Raw genomic sequence first — 20,412 nt, 5'->3', positions numbered from 1 at the left:
CCTCGATTCAGAGCGCCTGTAGCAGCGTGGCAAGTTGCTGATTGATACGTTGCTGGTTGAAGTCGGTTTCGATTTTTTGGCGGGCACGGGCAATCACCGGCGTCAGATCCTGACGCTGCATTGCACTGAACTCGGCGAGCTTGTCCGCCAGCGTGCGGGCGTCATTTTCCGGCACCAGCCAGCCAGACTCCCCAGCGTTGATCAGTTCAGGAATGCCACTGTGCACCGTTGACACCACCGGAATGCCTACGGCCATTGCCTCCATGAGGGCCACGGGAATCCCTTCCATATCACCATCCACACCGGTTACAGACGGCAATAAAAAGAGATCGGCTTCATCCAGCATCGCTTTGACCTCATGGCTGGGCTTAAAGCCCGGCATGTGGATCACATCATCCAGTTGGTATTGCTCAATCAGGGTGCGCAAGCGCCGCTCCCACGGGCCAATGCCCAAAATAGTCCAGGTAAAGGCCACGCCACGCTCTTTGAGTAAACGGCAGGCTTCAATACCCACATGCAGCCCTTTTTTCTCAGTCAACCGCGCAACAGAGATCATCTGCAGCGGCGTTCCGGGGGCTTTCACCGGGCGCAGGGTAAAACGGGCGATATCTACCCCCATGCGCGAGATGGCAATTTTTTCTTCCGGGCAGCCCATACTGCGTAACCTGTCCGCCCACAGTTCACTAATAGGTAACATCAGGTCGCCACGGCGAAAGAGCTGCTGATATTCCGGCGTATAGTGGCTGAGCACATCACGATGCGAAATATCAATGCCATGGAAAACAGTGGCAATCTTGCCTTGTAACAGACCCAATTCGCGCAGTTTCGCCGCCGTAACCCCTGCCGGGCCAAAATGAGCAATAAAGACATCGGCGCGAAAAACCTGCGGTGTCAGACCGCAGATGGCTGCCAGAATCAGATTTCGCGCTTCATCACCGTAGCGCGACGTATTGAGCGCTTTCCAGGTGGTCGCGCGTCCTGCGCCGCGTAATATCGCCTGTCCACGATAGCGCAGTTTCGCCAGCTTGCCCTCCGGCTCGTCCAGTAACCAGTGGGTTTTTTCCGCCAGACGGTACTCCGCCCAGGCGCTATGGGTATTTTGCAGATCGCCCTTATGCAGCGCGACGATCTCCACCTCATAACCCATGTTGATAAACGCCACAATCTGATTCAGAACAAAGGTTTCTGAGGCGAGCGGGAATTTCAGCAAGAAGAAGCTGACTTTCATTTCACCTCCCGAATGCGATCCAGCACCGATTTCACCATCAACGCGCCTTTCTCTCGTTCGGCCGCCACGGCGGTGGCCAGACGTTGATTGAGCGCAGGCAGTTGCCCCAGAGTGTCCGCCGCCATCGCCGCCAGCGAGCCATCCAGCAAGTGACGAATATCCACCGCCATCTCCGGCATACCGAGCTGTTGCATAATCCCGGCTGATTTGTGTTCGTAATTAATGGCAATAGCCGGCGTACCGAAGTTCATCGAAATAATGGCGGAGTGCAGGCGTGTACCCACCGTCAGGTCACAGGCGGCGAGGATTTTACCCATTTCGAGGTCGTTAAGTTCATCCATGACCACGTGGTAGCGGGACGGGTCGCTAATATGCTGACGCAGATTGAGCGCCACCATCCGGTCATCTTTGTTGTAACTGTCGATACCGGTACAGGTCGAGAGCGCGATCACCTGCCAGCCTGCATCCAGAATGCGGTTCACCACGTCGGCAAAGGCCTTTTCATAGGCTTGCTGGGTCGTACCCAGTCGCTTATCAAACGGCGCGAGTTCACGTAGCGTAATAGCGACAGTTTTTTGTTTTGCAGCCACATCCAGCCAGTGACGGACGGCATAGCTGGGGATAAACGCCGCATCATCTTCCACCAGCCAGGCGGTATCAACGCCCTGCTCCACTTTCTCGGTCGTGATTTCACTCTGCTTCATTAAATTCAGACTGACGCTCTCACGCAGGATCAACGCATCGCAATGACCAAAGACATAATTTGCCAGTTGATTAAACTGCGGATCCTGGAAGGGCCCGACGCTGTGGCCAATCATATACAGCGGCTTTTTAGCCATAAACGTACAGAGGGCATGTTCGAACTGCGGAACGCCGTAAAGATCGACAAAAAAGGATCCACCCACCTGGATAATCGCGTCATAACCTGCAAGCAGGCGGACGAAATCGGTAAATCCCTGGGCAATAGCAATGTTGCGCAACTTGCCGCTATCGGTCACCCGAGAAAGCAGTACCTGGTGCTGGTAGCGACGGCGCAGGACCTTTTTCACCCGCCCCATTAACCCGGCGGCAGTATTGTGTGCTTTCATCTGGCTGTAGAGTGGATCACCCATGACCGGACGGTTCAACAGCCAGGAAGAACTCACCGGGTAGCGGCTCATTACGTCCACTTCCGCTTGTGGTTCGATGCGTGCAATCGCATCCAGCAACCCGCGCAAAATGGCGCTGTCGCCACGGTTGCCGCAGGTGTGATTGCCAAGAATTAATAATTTCATAATGACCTCTTAAAAAATTCCCCTCCCCCCAACCCTCTCCGTTCGGGAAGAGAACCGGGGTGAGGAGGAAAATGAATATCAACCGGCACGCAATAGCGTTTTCATCTTTTCGTTGCGGCAAAACTGGCGCTTCATCTCCACCACCAGCGCATTGCGTGACAGCACAATCATCGCCGCGAATGCCAGCGCGCCCGCCATCACCTGAACGGCAAGCAATGCCGACACCGGCAGACGCCCGGCGAGTGACAGCCCCAGCCCATAACTCACCACCAGCGTCGGCAGCGACAGGTAGAACGGCAGCCACAGACTCAGGATGTACTGGCGATAGCTGGATCCCAGAACAGGTTTGATCATCACGAAATAGCTCAGGACGGTGTTGATAATCTGCACCAGCAGAAAGCCCAGCGTGACGCCAATGGCGCCTGCCAGGTGACCGCCGATAATGATGGCGGGAATAAACAAAAAGGTTTTGAAGACATTGAATTTAAAGCTGATATCCACGCGGGCTTTAGCCATTAACAATGAACCAATCGGATTGCCGACCGCACGCAGCAGCCCCACAATGCATAACAATTGCAGGACAGGAATGATGCTGCTCCACTTCTCGCCGAACACCAGCGGCACGAAATTATTCGACACCACCAGCAGCCCAAGCAGGATCGGAAAGTTAATGATCCCCACCACCGACAACAGCTTGTAAAAATTAAGCCGCAGCTTTTCCGTGTCATCCTGAATTTTGGCGAAAGCCGGGAACAGGACGCGCGTAATGATGGGGTTGAGTTTCATTGGTGGAACGACAGCCACGTTATAGGCCAGGTTGTAACCGCCCGCGACACTGGCCCCAAGGATGCGCGCCAGTACCAGCGTAGAGAGGTTGGTGTTCAGGTAGTTAATAACACTGTCCGCCGTAAGCCACGCGCCAAACTTGAGGTTGGAACTGACCGAACGCAGCGAAAAATGCAGACCCGGACGGTAAATCTTGCGGCCAAACCAACCGAAGAGCAGCGTACGCACGGCGCTGTTAACCAGATAACCGAGGATGGCGGTCATTGCCAGTGGCCAGAAAAAGGCGCTGACCACCGTAAAGGTAAAACCAGCCAGCACCGAGACGGTTTCTATGCTGCCGATCTTGTTAAACTCCAGCTCCTTTTGCATCAGCGCCCGGAACTGCTGACCATGCGGAATCAGCACAAAGGCCAGCGACAGGGTTTTTATCAGCGGCGCCAGATCCGGGTTATGCAGCAACCCGGCAATCAGATCGCTGAGTAAAAAGATAGCCACACAGACCACCAGCCCCAGCCCGACATTCAGCCAGTACAGGGTGGTGAGTTCGAGATGACTTATCTCCTTACGCTGGATGATGGAGTTGGCAATACCAAAATCCGATAGCGTATCGGCGAGCGCGATAATCACCAGCGAGACAGTGAGCAGGCCAAACTGGTGGTTATCGATAATGCGCGCCAGTACGGTCATCTGTACCAGCCCAAGCCCGATAATGGTCAATGTTGCCATGGCCGACCATTTCGCCCCGCTGATGGTTTTTTCACGTAAGCTCATGATTTTTTTCCTTTGAACATGGCCCATAAGGCGTTATTGGCGCAGGCAGTTTGAACACGGACAGCGCGGAAAAACCGGAACGTACACGAAGTACGTGAGGATTTTGAGCACTGCCCTGGTTCAAAATGGCCAGCAAAATAGCCTTATGGGACAAGTTCCTAATACGCCGCTTTATTCACAAACCCTTTAAAGATGGTCAGAAAAACGATTTTGATATCGAACCAAAGACTCCATTCACGGATGTACTCGAGGTCGAACTCAACGCGTTTTTCCATTTTTTCCAGCGTATCCGTCTCGCCGCGCCAGCCATTGATCTGCGCCCAGCCGGTAATACCCGGTTTCACTTTATGACGCAGCATGTAGCCTTCAATGAGCTGACGGTACTGCTCGTTATGCGCCACCGCATGAGGGCGTGGTCCGACGATAGACATCCCGCCTGTCAGTACATTGATAAACTGCGGCAGCTCATCCAGTGACGTCCGGCGCAGGAAGCTGCCAACTCTGGTCACGCGCGGATCGTTTTGCGTGGCCTGGGTTACGACCTTGTCGTTCTCCATGACTTTCATGGAACGGAATTTCCACACCTTGATGGCTTTACCGTCCATGCCATAACGGGTCTGACGGAAGATAACCGGGCCCGGGGAGGTCAATTTCACCGCCAGCGAGATCCCCAACAGAACCGGTGAGATCAGCATCAGGATGAGCGACGCCAGTACAATGTCTTCGAGGCGTTTGAGAATGCGGTTGACGCCCGAAAGCGGCGTGTCATACAGCGGCACCACCGGCACGCCATTCACCTCTTCAATCCGCGAATGCAGAATGTTGAAGGTGAAAACATCGGGTATCAGGATCACCGAGCAGGTGGTGTCTGCCAGTTGCCGCACCAGATGTTTGATGCACTGAGCGTCGTTCATTGACATGGCGATGTAGACGTTGTGGATTTTCCCGGCGCGAGCGTCGTCAAGCAGTTGGTCATAATTGCCCACCCAGTCACTGCTCACGCCACCCGGTTTCGCGTCGTGATAGACACCGATCACTTCAAAACCCAGCCAGGGTTCATTACGAAAACTCTCCAGCAGTTCCTGCCCGGCGGGAAGGTCGCCCGCCACCGCAACGCGACGGGTGTTATAGCCATGATTACGCAGCCAACCGGCGGCAAAACGGATAATGCCACGGCAGATAATCAGCCCTGAACTGCTGAGCAAATACCAGGCAAAATAGAGGGCAAAGGTATTGTTAAGTTCGCTGCGAAAAGCCACCAGACCGGCGCTAAAGACAAAACTGAGGGTCCAGTTTTGCAACAATAAAACCAGCTCGGTCATAAAACGCACACCACGCCATGAACGATAAAAATCGGTCATGCCGCCAATCATCTGGAACACCACGAGGGTAATGAGGGCCATCAGCAGGTGCTGATAAAAGAATGGCAACGTATTGAACCTACAGACAATGTACAGCCCACCGAACATGATGGTGATGTCTGAGAATCGCTGCACGATTGAGATTAACGATGCATTCGTTTTGGCCCGGTCGCGCTTTTTTAGATTTGTCATCGTTGTACCTATTCATTTGTTTCCCCCCACCCCAGCCCTCTCCTCTCGCAGAAAAGGGTTAGAGTGAGGGGAAAACAGGGATTACTGTTTCAACAACGCCAGAATGTCCTGTGTTCGCGCCTCCATCAGCGCGGTGTCGCTGCGCGATTCCACGTTCAGACGCACAACCGGCTCGGTATTGGACGAGCGCAAATTAAAGCGCCAGTCCGGGAAGGACATGCTGATGCCATCGGTACGGTCAACGCTAAGCGCAGAACCGCTGAAATGCGCTTCGACGCGGGCGATTGCCGGCGCGGCCTGGTCCAGCTTTAAGTTGATCTCGCCGCTGGCCGGGAAAGCCGCCATGCGATCGCGTACCAGCGCTTCCAGCGTTTTGCCCTTGAGACACAGCAGCTCCGTCACCAAAAGCCATGGGATCATGCCGCTATCGCAATAGGCAAAATCACGGAAATAGTGATGCGCGCTCATCTCACCGCCGTAGATCGCATCCTCTTCACGCATCCGCTCTTTAATAAACGCATGTCCGGTTTTCGACATCACCGGCTTACCGCCTGCCGCCGTGACAACGTCCACCGTGTTCCAGGAAAGGCGAGGGTCGTGGATAATCTTCGCGCCGGGATTTTTCTCCAGGAATGCCTGCGCCAGCAGACCGACGATGTAATAGCCCTCGATGAACTGGCCGTTACCGTCAAAGAAGAAGCAGCGGTCAAAATCGCCGTCAAACGCGATACCTAAATCCGCATGATGTTCAATAACCGCGTTGCGGGTATCGTCACGGCACTCCGGCAGCAGTGGATTCGGGATACCGTTCGGGAAGTTGCCATCAGGGGTGTTGTGCACCTTGATAAAGGTCACGGGAACATTGTTCGCCTTAAAGCGCTGTTCGAGGGCATCAATGACCGGCCCTGCCGCCCCGTTACCGGAATTGATCACCAGCTTTAACGGTTTAAAATTCGCCAGGTCGACATAGCTGAGCAGGTGATCAATATAGGCGTCACGCAGGTTGATTTGCCGATAGCTGCCGCGTTTTTGCGCATTCACCGGCGGGAAGTCATTCGCTTCTGCCAGGCGCTGAACATCGCGCAGCCCCGTATCACCGCTGATTGGACGGGCACCTTTACGGACCAGCTTCATGCCGTTGTAGTCCATCGGGTTATGGCTGGCCGTCACTTCAATACCGCCATCTACGCCCAGATGGAAGGTGGCAAAATAGATCTCTTCGGTGCCCGAAAGGCCGATATCCAGAACATCCACACCCGCGTCTTGTAGCCCTTTGGCCAGCGCCAGCTTTAATGTTTCGCTCGTTAAACGGACATCACCGCCCAGCACGATGGTTTGCGGTTTTAAATACTCGCCATAGGCCCGGCCAATCCGCCAGGCAATGTCTTCATTCAGCTCTTCACCCAGCTTGCCGCGAATATCGTAGGCTTTAAAACAGGTTAATTTTTCCATCATTACCTCGTTTTCAGGCAACAGTTAGCCCTCTCCGGTGTGGAGAAATAATCAAAAAGAATTCAATCGTTATAGCTATCCGACGTCGCGTTGCGGCAAATCAGCGGCTGCGCGAAAGGTGTCGGACAGTGTCAGATGCGCCCGTAGCGATCTTCAAACCGCACAATATCGTCCTCTTCAAGATATGAACCGGACCGTACTTCAATTAAATCGAGCGGTATTTTCCCTGGGTTCTCAAGACAGTGACGTGCACCGAGCGGAATATAGACCGACTCGTTCTCACCCAGCAGTTTGATCTCGTCATTAATGGTGACTTTCGCCGTACCAGCCACCACGACCCAGTGTTCAGCCCGATGATGATGCATCTGGACCGAAAGCCCTTCGCCAGGTTTCACGGTGATGCGCTTCACCTGATAGCGATCGCCCGCATCAATGGAGTCATATTTCCCCCAGGGACGGTAGACTTCGCGGTGGATGTGGTGCTCATGGCGGCCATCCGCTTTGATCTGCTCGACCACTTTCTTCACATCCTGCACATGGTTACGGTCCGCAATCAGCACGGCATCCTTGGTCTGCACCACCACCAGATCTTTCACGCCGACGGTGGTGACCAGACCGGACTCCGCATAGACGAAGCTATTCTCCGTATCATGACTGATGACGTCGCCGTGATGGACGTTTCCCTCGGGCGTATGGGCACTGATTTCCCATAACGAGGACCAGGAACCCACATCACTCCAGCCGGCATCCATCGGTACCACCACCGCATCGGCGGTTTTTTCCATTACCGCGTAGTCGATAGACTCTTCCGGGCAGGCCAGGAACGCGGCTTCATCAACACGGATAAAGTCCAGGTCCGGGTCCGTTACATTCATTGCGCGTTCGCAGGCCTCGTAAATATCGGGACGATATTTTTTCAGCTCTTCCAGATAGCGCCCGGCGCTGAACAGGAACATGCCGCTGTTCCAGTAATATTCACCGCTCGCCACATAACCCTGCGCCGTATCGAGGTTCGGTTTTTCCACAAACTGCGCCACGTCGAAGGCCAGACCTTCACCTTTACCTGGGGTCACTTCCCCACGACGAATGTAGCCATAACCGGTTTCCGGCAGGTCCGGTACGATGCCAAAGGTCACCAGTTTGCCGCTTTCGGCATAGGCCAGCGCCTGGCGCACCGACGTGCGGAACGCTTCTTCATCCTGAATCACATGATCCGCCGCCAGCACCAGCATCAGCGGGTCAGAGGTCGGGTTATGGCGTTTGATCGCCATTGCGGCCAGCGCGATCGCCGGTGCGGTGTTACGCCCCGCCGGTTCAAGGATGATGTTTTCCGTCAGCTTGTTGAGCTGGCGCAACTGCTCGGCAACGATAAAGCGGTGTTGTTCATTACAGATAACAACCGGACTTTCACACTCCACCCCGTCCAGACGGCAAACGGTGGTCTGCAGCATGGTCAAATCGCCTTTCAGGCAGAGGAATTGTTTTGGATACAGGACACGGGACAGTGGCCACAGGCGGCTGCCGGAGCCTCCGGCCATCACTACCGGATACAGTTGTGTTTGACTCATGATTTATCCCCATTCCCTTCGTAATTCAGACGTTCGTCTTGCGCGTGGGCGGCCTGCCCTGCACTGACCGCCGGATCGCGTCGGGAGATATCAGTCATAAACTGGGTTAACACGCTCTCTTTCTCGAGCGTGCGTTCGGCATATTCACGTGCCACCGCGTTGGTTTTGGGCATCAAGAGTGCCTGTTCGATGCCCGCCGTCAACGCCGGTACGGATTCAGGCTCTACGCACACGGCAATGCCCGGCGATGCCAGACACAGTTGGCCCAATTCGGTGGACGCCTCGGCGGTGATAACGGCATTGCCGCCCACGGCGAGGATATTGGTCAGTTTCGATGGCAGCACGGCATCCGCCGCGCCACGTTTTTGAATCACCAGATGGCAATCGGCCATCTTGAGCAGCGCAGGCAACGCCTCGTAAGACTGCAACGGAAAGAATTTCACGTTATCCAGCCCCTGTTGCAGAGCCTGTTTTTCCAGTCTGACTTTGCCGCCACCCTGACCCACAATCACAAACAACCACGGTTGCTCGCGAAGGTTAGCCGCGGCCGCAATCACATTTTCCAGCCCCTGCTTTTCACCTATGTTGCCGGAGTAAAGAATGATTTTTTTATCTTCCGGCAATCCCAGCGCTTGTCTCAGTTGGGCAACGTCCTGCGCGTCAACGTCGCGAAAGCGGGCCACTTCTGACCAGTTCGGGAAGAAGATTATCCGCCCTGGCTCCACCCCTTTTTCCCGTGCTTTGTTCATCATTGAGCGGGAGATGGTGGACACATTGTCGACATTATGCAGACCGCTGCGCTCAAACGCGGCGGCCAGTTTCGCCACTTTGCCGGTTTTGCCTTTCCCGGCCATCCCTAAGCCAAGCATGGCGTCAACTTCATAATCCTGAATGTGCAGCAGCGTGCGCGCGCCGGTGAGTTTTGCCAGCAGGCGCATACCCGGTGTGCAAAACAGTGTCGGTACCACGCCGATGATGCGATCCGGCTTCCAGCGACGCTGTGCCATCAGCGGGAAAAAGCTGCTCACGGCGAAGCTGGTCAGGTGAATCAGGCGTTTCAATGTCGAAGGCTGTTTCGGCACATACAGAGGACAGCGCCAGACGGTCGCGGCACCGCTTTCCCGGCGATAACGCCAGGCGGAATACGCCCTACCCACCTGCCATTCCGGGTAGTAAGGCGGTGCGGTAATGACACGCACGTCATGCCCCTGCCGGGCCATCCATTCCACCATCTCGCCGGTGTATTTACCGATACCGGTTAACTCCGGCGCATAGTTGATGCCGTAAACAAGAATTTTCATAAGCCCGGTACTCCCCGCGCTTCTTTGAAGTAGGCGCGGCTATTGTCATGTACCAGCGGGTCAGCTATCAGCACATCGGGCGTCAGCCAGCGATAGTCATCGTGCTGTTCTGTCGGCAGGGCCAGCGTGGAGGCATCGACCCGTAAGCGAAAGCCGAGCACGATGTAGTGGGTAGAAAAATCGCTGCCGGAGAAGTTATCGTCATAGAAGTGCTGCCAGACGCCATAAAACTCTCCTGCCGACATCGGCAGGAGTACGCCCAGTTCAGCCAGCGTCAAACGTTCAAACGCGCTCGCCAGAGGTTCATCTTTTTGCACCCGTCCACCCGGCACAAACCAGTAACCCTGCGCCGGACGATTCGTACGCTTGCCGAGCAAAAACTCGCCGCTTTCGTTCTCCACGATAAGATCGATGGAGATAAGCGGAGTCGAACGCACGACCGTGGCAAAATCTTCCGGACGTAAAAACATGCTTACCCCCTGAACCGTTGCTGATTTTCGAGGAACCACTGGTAGGTGCTTGCCAGCCCCTGCTCCAGCGAGATCTCGTGATACCAGCCAAGCGCGTGCAGGCGGGACACATCCAGCAGTTTGCGTGGCGTACCATCCGGCTTGGTGGCATCAAAGACCACCCGGCCTTTGTAGCCCACGACCTGGGCGAGCGTTTGCGCCAGCTCACGGATCGTGCAGTCCATACCGGTGCCGACATTAATGTGCGACAGCATCGGTTCGGTATTCTCCTGCCACACTTCCCGGTCCAGCTCCATCACATGAATGCTGGCCGCCGCCATGTCGTCCACATGGAGGAACTCACGCATCGGCGTGCCGCTGCCCCATACCACCACGTCAGGCGCGTTGCTGAGCGTGGCTTCATGGAAGCGACGGAGCAACGCCGGGATCACGTGGGAGTTGCTTGGGTGGAAGTTGTCATTCGGCCCGTACAGGTTGGTCGGCATTACCGAGCGATAATCGCGGTTGTACTGGCGGTTATAGGACTCGCACAGTTTGATACCGGCAATTTTGGCAATCGCATACGGTTCGTTCGTCGCCTCCAGCGTCCCCTGCAACAGTTCACTTTCAGCCATCGGCTGGTGCGCAAGCTTCGGGTAAATACAGGATGAACCGAGGAACAACAGCTTGTTCACGTCATGCGCATGCGCCGCGTGAATGATGTTGCACTCCATCATCATGTTCTCGTAGATAAAATCTGCCGGGTAGGTGTTATTGGCGACAATACCACCCACTTTCGCCGCTGCCAGATAGACCTGGTCGATACGTTCGCTGGCAAAGAACGCCTGCACCTGTGCGGAATCCAGCAGGTTCAGTTCGTCACGACTACGCAGCACCAGCTCCACGTCTTCGCGCTGCGACAGCAGTCTTACAATGGCCGATCCGACCATGCCGCGGTGACCCGCGACAAAGATACGTTGTTTCGTCATTCTCAGGACTCCAGCGCGATGGCAACCTCGTAACCGTGAGCTTTTAACAGCGAATGTTTTTTCGCCGCTTCAAGATCTTTGGCTACCATCTCAGAGACCATCTCCTGCAGCGTGGTTTCCGGTTTCCAGCCCAGTTTTTCGTGTGCTTTGGTCGGGTCGCCGAGCAGGGTTTCCACTTCCGCCGGACGGAAGTAACGCGGGTCAACGGCAACAATCACATCACCCGGTTTCACGCCTGGCGCGTCATGGCCGGTGACGGAAACCACAATCCCCTTCTCTTCCACGCCTTTGCCTTCGAAGCGCAGTTTGATACCCAGTTGCGCCGCCGCCATTTCCACAAACTGACGCACGGAATACTGCACGCCGGTAGCGATAACGAAGTCTTCCGGATGGTCCTGTTGCAGCATCATCCACTGCATTTTCACGTAATCTTTCGCATGACCCCAGTCACGCAGGGAGTCCATGTTGCCAAGGTACAGGCAAGATTCGAGGCCCTGGGCGATGTTGGCAATGGCACGGGTAATTTTGCGGGTGACGAAGGTCTCACCACGGCGCGGAGACTCGTGGTTAAACAGAATGCCGTTGCAGGCGTACATGCCATAGGATTCACGGTAGTTAACGGTGATCCAGTAGGCGTACAGTTTTGCCACCGCATACGGAGAGCGTGGGTAGAACGGCGTGGTCTCTTTCTGCGGGATCTCCTGGACCAGGCCATACAGCTCAGAGGTAGAGGCCTGGTAGAAGCGCGTTTTCTTTTCAAGGCCCAGGAAGCGAATGGCTTCCAGCAGACGCAATGTCCCCATCGCATCCACATCTGCGGTATATTCCGGCGATTCAAAGGAGACCGCTACGTGGCTCATCGCCCCAAGGTTATAAACCTCATCCGGCTGCACTTCCTGCAGAATACGGGTCAGGTTAGAGGTATCCGTCAGATCACCGTAGTGAAGGTGGAATTTCGGGTTACTGGTGTGCGGATCCTGATAAATATGGTCCACACGCTCAGTGTTGAATGAAGAGGCACGACGCTTAATGCCATGAACTTCATAACCCTTTTCCAGAAGCAGTTCTGCCAGATAAGAGCCATCTTGCCCGGTAACGCCGGTGATGAGAGCGACTTTAGACATATTTTATTCCTCTATTACTTATCAGAAGTTATTCAGTTTTTACGCGTTCGCGCGTTACCACTGCGGGGTTGCCACGGCAAACTGCGTTTGCCGGAAGCGTCTTAAAAACACTGCTGCGCGCACCGACAACCGTTCCGTCACCAATACGCACGCCGGGAGCAACAAAGACATCCGTTGCCAGCCAGCATTTATCGCCAATCACGATGGGCGACGCGGTAATATCAAAATGCGCGCTCATAAAATCGTGACTGCCGGTACACAAATAACATTTCTGCGAAATCACAGAATTAGCGCCAATTGAGATATCGCCCAGGGTATATAACACAGCGTCATCGCCAACCCAGCTATAATCACCCAGCGTTAATTTCCATGGATACGTTATTTTCACCGACGGACGAATCACTACGTTTTTTCCGATTTTTGCACCGAATAAACGCAACAGAAAGGCACGCCAGCGATACATAATTTGTGGCGACCAGGCAAATAATGTTGACTGCACCGCCCACCACAATTGAACCTTAATAGCATTCCCGCCCCGGAAGCCTTTCGGCACGGAGAATCCTTGTAAGTCTTGCATCGTGTTTCCTTATACGTGTACCCGTTATTCTTCAAACCGCCGGTGCGTTAACTGCAGCGTTCATCCGAATCACTTACACATGTAAGCTCATCGGAATTTTCTGACTTCCCGTCTTCCCGCGATTCAAATTATTCAGGGCATTCACATTATGCTTTGTTATATAAGGCTTTCGCTTTGCCAGTCGTACGCAGACGTAACAGGTACGACAATTCCGCCCAGAAACCCGGCACGTGTAATATTTTTCGTTGGACGTTGCGAGCATCCCGACATAATTCAAGGTTATTCGACGTAGAGACGCCACCCATTGAAAATTCGGATACCAGACCGTGCAGGCGTTTAAAGCGAAAGCCTGCCTTAAACATTCTGGCTGCCAGCGCGTAATCGGAAGAGACTTTATATTGTAAATCGTAGGGGTAGGTTTTCAGGCCACTCATCGGGAAGAATATGGCCTGATGGCTGGCGGGCAGACTATGGTAAATATACCAACCGCGTTTCGCGCTACGGCGTATTTTTGTACCATCGCCGAAATCTAATAATGCATCACCAATGTACATGGCATTGTCACGTTTTTCTGCCAACTGGCGAATAACATCGACGCTTTCCGGATGCAGAATATCACCTGAGTTGAGGAACAGCGCGAAGCGGCCATTGGCCATGCTGATGCCTTTATTCATCGCATCATAGATGCCATTATCTTTCTCGCTGACGTAACGTAAGTGGTACTGGCCGTTAAGATTTTTCAGAAACTCTGCGGTACCGTCGGCAGAGCCGCCATCAACAACGATCCACTCAAATGCGATATCCTGCGCCTGTGCCAGATGGGCCAGCGATTCCCAGGTTTTCATCACGCCTTCATAATTACGAAACGCAACGGTAATAACGCTTAGTAACATGTGACCCACCTCGTCATATGCTCGAAATATTTAACGCCTTGCGGAAAATAAACGGGCAAACAATTAAAAATGCGTATTCAGGACTAAAAATCGACCCCGTAAAAAACCACGATATCGGAGCGAACAGATAAAGCTGAACACGAAAATTCTGATTATTACCAAACGCATTGACAGTCATTCTTGCTACTTTGAACAAATACCAACCGGTCAGTAATACGGCAAACCATGAAAAATAGATAATTAACAGATACAAGCCATTGTCTATGGTTTTACCGACATCTGCACCGTTAAAGATTCCGAATGATGCGACATATTCGTAAAGTGAGCCGAATCTTACCACACCATCAATGTTGGCCAGGGAATATCCCACCATCGCCAGCGGTCCGATAATGCGATAATAAGAGGAGGAGCCTTCTGTTCCTAAATCACCGAGACGTTCCGCAATATAAGGAAAGGCGAACACCACCCCGACAACAAATACCGCCAGTGAAATAATGGCCAGCGGTAATTTCTTGCGTATCGCTTCCTTGTTTAAATACTGAAATGCCCATTCCAGTAGATAAAAAAGGATAAATGTCATTACCCCTGAAAACGATCCCGAAAGAACTATCCCTGTCAGAATCATAGCATCTGTCTTCGGCGTTTTGATACCAAACTGTTTGATGCTGAGCCAAATTGAGATTAATGCCAGAGCGAAGAATGCCGGTTCGAAATAGAGCGCCGTGGTTCGCTTACCGCCAAATTTGATAAAATTCAGTACGTAGCTGTTACTGTAAATCAGATATTTCGAAATTATCTCCATCAGGCTGCTGCCGCCGGAGAGAATAATTTGCGCCATTTCCGCCGCTGCCAGCATCACGACCAACGCAACCACCACGTAGAAGAAGCGGAGTATTTTGCGGTAGTTATGCGGCGAAACAGTTTTGAACCGAATGCTCCACACCATGCCGATGATGATCACGATATAAACAAACAGCATCGTTGAGGTGACATACTTACTGGCGTTAAGCGACTGGCCAAAAATGTAGTTAAACAGCGTTAATCCCGCACCGGTGCCCAGGGCAATCATCAACTTTTTCAGGTTGAGTTTATCCACATAGAGCAGCAGTAACAGCGGTAAGAACGTCACAATGGTTATCGGAAAGCTTTCGCCAAGCTGGAAAATTTTCACGTTAACCAGCAGGTAAATCAGCGGCAGCAGGAGATAACTACAGACCCTGATAGAATGAGACATATTCCTCCAGCATCTGTTGCCCACTGTATGCACGGCGACTACGCGCCCGAAACGCGTCCAGCGATGTGCCGAATACGGCCTGCGCGATGTCGGCTTTGTGACGCTGCACCAGCGGCACGACCTCCGCGTCGCTAAAGGTCTTGCCGCCGGACTTCTCCAGAACCTCACGCGCTGCATCGCTGTGCGTGGCAATCACCGGCACACCAATGGAGAGCGCTTCACACAAAATGAGCGGGTAGTTATCCACACGCGAGGTAAAGAGCAGCGCATCCATCTGGTTGAGTTCGCTCATTAACTGACGTTTATCTGTCAGAAAGCCGTGGTTCACCACGTTCGGTCCCTCAAAGGGAGAAAACTTGCCAAAGGTATGCAGCTCAACCTGTTCACCCAGCGCCATCACGTCACGGACAAGTTGTTGATTGGTCTTGCCGTCATAGCGCAGGTCGTGCGCCACCACGGCGATTTTCGGGCGCCCCTGGGTGACGGTAACCGGAGACAACTCCGCCAGAATGGCTTCGGTCGCCACATCAATACCATTATTGATAATGCGGCAACGCCCCGCACCGTACAGACTGTTGAAGGCCTCCGCCACGTGCTGGCTGGGGGATATAAACTGGCAGCCGAGTGCCATCATCTCGTTAAATAAACGGCGCTTCTCACCCACCAGTTGATGCGCGCGATCCACTTTTACCGGTGGATAGTTCGCCAGTGTCGGGCATTTTTTGCATCCCTGTTTCCAGCCTTCACAGCCATCGGTGAACGCACAGCGCCCGGTGACACTCCAGTGATCGTGCAGCGTCCATATAAAGGTCACGTCAGGCTTATGCGCTTTCAGTTTCTGGCAGAATGCCACCACTTCGTTCAGGTTCAGCCAGTAGCTGTGCATCACGTGAAAGTGCAGCACCACAGGGCCTTTGGTGCGGCTGACGCTGCGATAGAGATTGTTAAGTTTGCCAAATATATCGCGGTTAAACAGGCGAAACAGCGCCAGGTTTGCTATCGATGTCAGACGTGGAGTCTGTTTAAACACGTTGGGATACTGGTCATGGCTGACACTTTTCTTGCCGCCTTTACCGTAACCATAGACGAACCGCGATTGCATGCCTTGCTGCAATGCCCGCTGGTGTAAATCCAGCGCGACACCCGCCGCGCCGCCTTCGGCGAGGCGAACGTTAAATTGTAATATATTCATTTTATTGTCTTCACCCGCGCTTTTTCACCGACCACCAGCGCATTATCCGGCACGCTGTCAAGCACGACGCTGCCTGCGCCAACCACGACGTTATTGCCAATGGTGATATCACCCAGCAGGACGACATTGGCCCCGAGTTCAACGTTGTTGCCGATGACCGGACAGGCCAGATTGTCTGCGCCACGATTGCCGATGGTCACGCCATGGCGAATGGTGAAATCATCACCCGCGACCACGTGCTTATTGATCACGACGGCATAACCATGGTGAATAGTGAAACGACGGCCAATCGTCGCAGCCGCCTGGATCTCATAGCCAAACAGGCACTCCGTCATAAAGCGGTAAATCAACAGCACGGGGGCAGCCCACAGGTTGTTGATCACATTTTTCTTACGCCATACCGAGCAAAAATGGGCGACGCGATAGGCCGCGACCATGCAGCATGGGCGCAAACTCCATTGATTAGCGCGAAAATCTTCCAGTCGCATTATTTCCCTCGCAGACCATCAGCCAGACGCTTGCCATTACGCACGGAGAAAAGGGTCAGCAGCGTGCGCCAGTTCATACGCTTGTTGCGGATCTGGTACAGCGTGAAGAGCTGATATTTCTTGCTGGCGCGGTCAAACTTGGCTTTGTGTTTCCGGTAGAAATGGAAGTAGCCGGAGAATTTTTTCGGCGACGAAGTAATCTGCATTTCACCGTGATTGATATGCAGAATTTGCGTCGCTCTTTCGATTTTCCACGGTTCGCCGTACTGCTCCACCATGCGTAAAAAGATGTCGTAGTCCTGTGCCGCTTTCAGTTTTGTATCGAACAGACACTCTTTGAAGCGCCATGACCAGCTAAACACCTGGTTGCCCACAATGTTGCGCTTGTAGAACAGCTTGCGGGAAAACGGCGATTTTGGGTAAAGCGGTAAACTGGTCGGTTGTGAATAGACTTCGCCCTGGCAGACATAGTCATTGGCATAGAGAAAAGCTCGCGTTGCCAGATGGTGTTTATGTTCCAGAAAGACCGACAGGCGGTCCGGCGTCCATTCATCATCATCATCAATGCCAGTAATAAACTGACCTGTCGCCTGCATGATCGCCTGGTTGCGTACCGCACAGGCGCCGGAATTAAAAGCGTTACGGGTATAGGTCACGCGTGGATCATTCAGTTCGGCCACATAACTCTGGAGTTGCTCAAAGGCCGTCGAGCAGTCGTCAACAATGATCATTTCCCAGTGGGTGTAATCCTGACGCAGCACCGATTTGATGGCGCGGATCGCCAATTGTTGGCGGTTCCACGTTGGCATATAAATCGAGATTAACGGACGTTCTGTGGTCATTTTCTTCCCCGATTGATCAATATTCCCATCGCCCCCGCCCTCTCCCTTGAGGGAGAGGGTTAGGGTGAGGGGAAAATATTATTTGCTATCAGATTTGTATTCGTATTCGTAATAGCCGTAATCCTGATAGCCAGTAGCGCGGCGGAAAATGGAGTTCAGGATGACGCCTTTGACCTGAATACCGTTTTGCTCAAAGCGGCTCAGGCTGGTCTGGACCTCTTTCACCGTGTTCACCGCGTAACGCGCGACCATCAGCGTGGTGCCCGCATGGCGACCCACAATCGCAGCATCGGTCACCGCAAGGATTGGCGGTGTATCAATCAGCACCAGGTCATAATGTTTACTCGCCCAGTCGAGCAACTGCGTGAAACGTTCGCTCATTAAGAGTTCGGACGGGTTTGGCGGGATCTGCCCACGCGGCACCAGGTCAAAGTTGGCGATGGAGGTCTTTTTGGCGCAGCTTTCAATATTGCCCTTGCCTACCAGAATGTCCGACAGACCGTTAACGTTATCGGTACCGAGCAGTTCATGGGTATAGCCTTTACGCATATCACAGTCGATCATCAGCACACGTTTGTTGGTCTGGCTAATGACCGCCGCCAGGTTGGCGCAGACAAACGTTTTACCAATCGACGGGCTGACCCCGGTCATCATCAGGACGTTATTGGGCGCCTGCATCATGGCGAAATGGAGGCTGGTGCGCAGGCTGCGTACCGCTTCAATCGCCAGATCCGCCGGGTTACCCACCGCCAGCAACTGGCGCTGTTTGTAACGCTTGTTGCCCTTGACGGTTTTGACCGTATCGCGCGCTTTTTGCCACTCCGACAGTGGGATGCTGGCGTAAACACTGATCCCCTGCTCTTCCAGCGCCTGCGGGCTTTCGATACCACGATTAAAGAGTGAACGCAGCAGAACCACCACAACGGAGAGAATCAACCCAAGGATGATACTGCCAAGAATGATCAGCGCTTTTTTCGGTTTCAGTACGCCCGGCTGAGTAATGGCGGCATCGACAATGCGCACATCCCCCACAGTACTGGCCTCGGTAATACGCAGCTCTTGCTGTTTATTCAGCAACTGCATATACACCTGCTGGCCGGATTCCACATCACGCGTCAGACGGACAATCTCCTGCTGCGTTTTTGGCATTGCCGTCACGCGGGTGTTGAGTTTGGCCTTTTCATCTTCCAGCGCTTTGCGCTTTTCCAGCAATGTGCGGTAAGCCGGGTGCGCTTTGGTGTACAGCTTGGAAATCTCCGCCTCTTTAAAGGTCAGTTCATTAAGCTGCGCATCGATGTTAACCATCGAGTCAAGCACCGATTTCGCTTCCAGCGGCAGGTCCACAGAATCTTGCTGCTGACGATAGGTGTTGAGTTTGTTTTCGGCCACGTCCAGTTTGGCGCGCACTTCCGGCAGTTGTTTATTGAGGAACTCCAGGCTTTTCGCCGCCTCTTCGGATTTACGCTCAACGTTCTGTTGCAGGTAGTTGCGGGTAATACTGTTCAGAATATCGCGGATCTGATCGCGATCTTCTCCGATGTAGGTAAGACTGAGCACCCCGGTATCTTTGCCGTTCTCGGTCACGCTCAGGTTGTTTTGCAGATTATTGATCATCCCGAGTGTCGAGAATTTGGTTACGGTGAATTCGCTGTCGTTCGCCGCCTGAATGGCGCTTACCAGCATGGTCACACCGTCCTTACTTAACGGTTGCCCTACTTCACCACGGGCGCTGAAACCACCGTCGCTGGTCAGGGAGTACTGTTTCGGCCCCAGCACCTTGAGGGTAAAGACCTGATCATTCATGCCTTTGGGGAGCGTGAATGTCGTCACTTTGACCGTGTCATTTTGCCGACCCATCAGTCTGTCCCAGCCCGCGCCAAAAACCGGAAAGGTGTTTTTGGTTACGGCGATATCCAGGTTTAAATCATCGACGGTTTTACCCAGCACCAACCTGGATTGAATCAACTGAATTTCCGCTTCTGACGCGGGCGGCTTGTTCGTCAGCGCCGAACCGATATCCTGCACCAGCGAATTGCCGGCATTCTGCTCAATCTGTACCAGCGCATCCGCACTGTAGATGGGCGTGGCAAACAGGCAGTAAACGATAGCAGCCGCGGCAAATAAGCCGGTGATCCCCAGCACCCACCAGCGTGCCTCGACGACTGTACCGATTAATCGCCCTACATCGATTTCATCATTTCCCACCGACGGCGCGGCGGAATGGTGTGTTTTCTCTGTCATTGTTATCCCTGCTGAGCGTTCAGTGCCTGCGCCCACTGGCGGGCAGACTGGTCAAGTAAGGTGTAAACAGCCTCAAAGGCGTCGCGGCTTTTGCGATACGGATCGGGAATTTCACGTTCATCGTCCCAGTGACCAAACAGCATCACTTTGCCGCGCATTTCCGGGGCGATTTCGCACAGTGCGGCGATATGCCGTTTTTCCATGACCAGAATCAGGTCGAAATCACGGCACATTTTTCCGGAAATCTGCCGGGCGCAATGCCCTTCAAGGGACAGATTGTTTTTCTCTGCCACGCGCGTTGCTTCCGCATCCGCGCTTTTACCTACCAGCGCCCCGAGACCGGCTGACTCCACCGTTAATGCGGGCTGATACTTTTTCAACAGCCGCTCCGCCGTGGGGGAACGGCAAATGTTCCCCACACACACCACCAGAATTTTGTTAAACATCGCC

The 20,412-nt window shown here is 53.6% G+C and carries 18 protein-coding genes; all 18 read right to left on the bottom strand.

Translation table 11 applies throughout. The features are described from left to right. Positions 1–7: 7 nt before the first annotated feature. A complete protein-coding gene (gene wcaL, locus ABU190_RS02705; protein WP_354690309.1) occupies positions 8–1,228 on the bottom strand; it encodes a colanic acid biosynthesis glycosyltransferase WcaL in 1,221 nt (406 codons plus the stop codon). Then, the gene (gene wcaK, locus ABU190_RS02700; protein WP_041851960.1) at positions 1,225–2,502 is read right to left on the bottom strand and encodes a colanic acid biosynthesis pyruvyl transferase WcaK; all 1,278 of its coding nucleotides are present in this window, start codon (positions 2,500–2,502) and stop codon (positions 1,225–1,227) included. Before wcaK ends, wcaL begins: the two co-directional genes overlap by 4 nt. Before the next feature lie 78 nt (positions 2,503–2,580). Beyond that, positions 2,581–4,059: a colanic acid undecaprenyl disphosphate flippase WzxC gene (gene wzxC / locus ABU190_RS02695; protein WP_071195747.1), complete on the bottom strand. Its 1,479-nt coding sequence runs from the start codon at positions 4,057–4,059 to the stop codon at positions 2,581–2,583. Between the two features lie 158 nt (positions 4,060–4,217). Next, positions 4,218–5,612, bottom strand: coding sequence for an undecaprenyl-phosphate glucose phosphotransferase (wcaJ, locus tag ABU190_RS02690; RefSeq protein ID WP_354690308.1), 1,395 nt, complete (start codon positions 5,610–5,612; stop codon positions 4,218–4,220). A gap of 81 nt (positions 5,613–5,693) precedes the next feature. Continuing rightward, positions 5,694–7,064 (bottom strand): colanic acid biosynthesis phosphomannomutase CpsG, encoded by a 1,371-nt coding sequence (gene cpsG / locus ABU190_RS02685; RefSeq protein ID WP_041852051.1) that lies wholly within the window; start codon positions 7,062–7,064, stop codon positions 5,694–5,696. Between the two features lie 131 nt (positions 7,065–7,195). Next, entirely contained in the window at positions 7,196–8,632 is a 1,437-nt protein-coding gene (gene cpsB, locus ABU190_RS02680) for a mannose-1-phosphate guanyltransferase (RefSeq protein WP_041851963.1), read from the bottom strand. Beyond that, positions 8,629–9,933, bottom strand: a complete 1,305-nt coding sequence (gene wcaI / locus ABU190_RS02675; protein WP_354690307.1) for a colanic acid biosynthesis fucosyltransferase WcaI — start codon at positions 9,931–9,933, stop codon at positions 8,629–8,631. The genes cpsB and wcaI overlap by 4 nt, the downstream gene beginning before the upstream one ends. Next, entirely contained in the window at positions 9,930–10,403 is a 474-nt protein-coding gene (locus tag ABU190_RS02670) for a GDP-mannose mannosyl hydrolase (RefSeq protein WP_071195745.1), read from the bottom strand. The genes wcaI and ABU190_RS02670 overlap by 4 nt, the downstream gene beginning before the upstream one ends. Before the next feature lie 2 nt (positions 10,404–10,405). Next, a complete protein-coding gene (locus ABU190_RS02665) occupies positions 10,406–11,371 on the bottom strand; it encodes a GDP-L-fucose synthase (protein WP_354690306.1) in 966 nt (321 codons plus the stop codon). A 2-nt stretch (positions 11,372–11,373) separates the two neighbouring features. Further along, entirely contained in the window at positions 11,374–12,495 is a 1,122-nt protein-coding gene (gmd, locus tag ABU190_RS02660) for a GDP-mannose 4,6-dehydratase (RefSeq protein ID WP_041851967.1), read from the bottom strand. A 28-nt stretch (positions 12,496–12,523) separates the two neighbouring features. Next, complete coding sequence (gene wcaF, locus ABU190_RS02655) at positions 12,524–13,072, bottom strand: colanic acid biosynthesis acetyltransferase WcaF (protein WP_079496321.1); 549 nt, start codon at positions 13,070–13,072, stop codon at positions 12,524–12,526. A gap of 146 nt (positions 13,073–13,218) precedes the next feature. After that, positions 13,219–13,965, bottom strand: coding sequence for a colanic acid biosynthesis glycosyltransferase WcaE (gene wcaE, locus ABU190_RS02650; RefSeq protein WP_041851969.1), 747 nt, complete (start codon positions 13,963–13,965; stop codon positions 13,219–13,221). A 13-nt stretch (positions 13,966–13,978) separates the two neighbouring features. Beyond that, positions 13,979–15,199 (bottom strand): colanic acid polymerase WcaD, encoded by a 1,221-nt coding sequence (wcaD, locus tag ABU190_RS02645; protein ID WP_041851970.1) that lies wholly within the window; start codon positions 15,197–15,199, stop codon positions 13,979–13,981. Further along, positions 15,174–16,391 carry a colanic acid biosynthesis glycosyltransferase WcaC gene (gene wcaC / locus ABU190_RS02640; RefSeq protein WP_354690305.1) on the bottom strand — a complete coding sequence of 406 codons (1,218 nt, stop codon included), beginning with the start codon at positions 16,389–16,391 and terminating at the stop codon, positions 15,174–15,176. Before wcaC ends, wcaD begins: the two co-directional genes overlap by 26 nt. After that, entirely contained in the window at positions 16,388–16,879 is a 492-nt protein-coding gene (gene wcaB, locus ABU190_RS02635; protein WP_354690304.1) for a colanic acid biosynthesis acetyltransferase WcaB, read from the bottom strand. Before wcaB ends, wcaC begins: the two co-directional genes overlap by 4 nt. Continuing rightward, the gene (gene wcaA / locus ABU190_RS02630; protein WP_354690303.1) at positions 16,879–17,721 is read right to left on the bottom strand and encodes a colanic acid biosynthesis glycosyltransferase WcaA; all 843 of its coding nucleotides are present in this window, start codon (positions 17,719–17,721) and stop codon (positions 16,879–16,881) included. Before wcaA ends, wcaB begins: the two co-directional genes overlap by 1 nt. A gap of 78 nt (positions 17,722–17,799) precedes the next feature. Continuing rightward, positions 17,800–19,962 carry a tyrosine-protein kinase Wzc gene (wzc, locus tag ABU190_RS02625; RefSeq protein WP_354690302.1) on the bottom strand — a complete coding sequence of 721 codons (2,163 nt, stop codon included), beginning with the start codon at positions 19,960–19,962 and terminating at the stop codon, positions 17,800–17,802. A gap of 2 nt (positions 19,963–19,964) precedes the next feature. Continuing rightward, complete coding sequence (gene wzb, locus ABU190_RS02620) at positions 19,965–20,408, bottom strand: low molecular weight protein-tyrosine-phosphatase Wzb (RefSeq protein ID WP_041851975.1); 444 nt, start codon at positions 20,406–20,408, stop codon at positions 19,965–19,967. Positions 20,409–20,412: the final 4 nt, after the last annotated feature.

Origin of the sequence: Phytobacter sp. RSE-02, from assembly GCF_040578655.1 — a bacterium.
GTDB lineage: Bacteria > Pseudomonadota > Gammaproteobacteria > Enterobacterales > Enterobacteriaceae > Phytobacter > Phytobacter diazotrophicus.
Note: the sequence above shows the minus strand (reverse complement) of the source record. Positions and strands in the feature narration are given on the sequence as shown.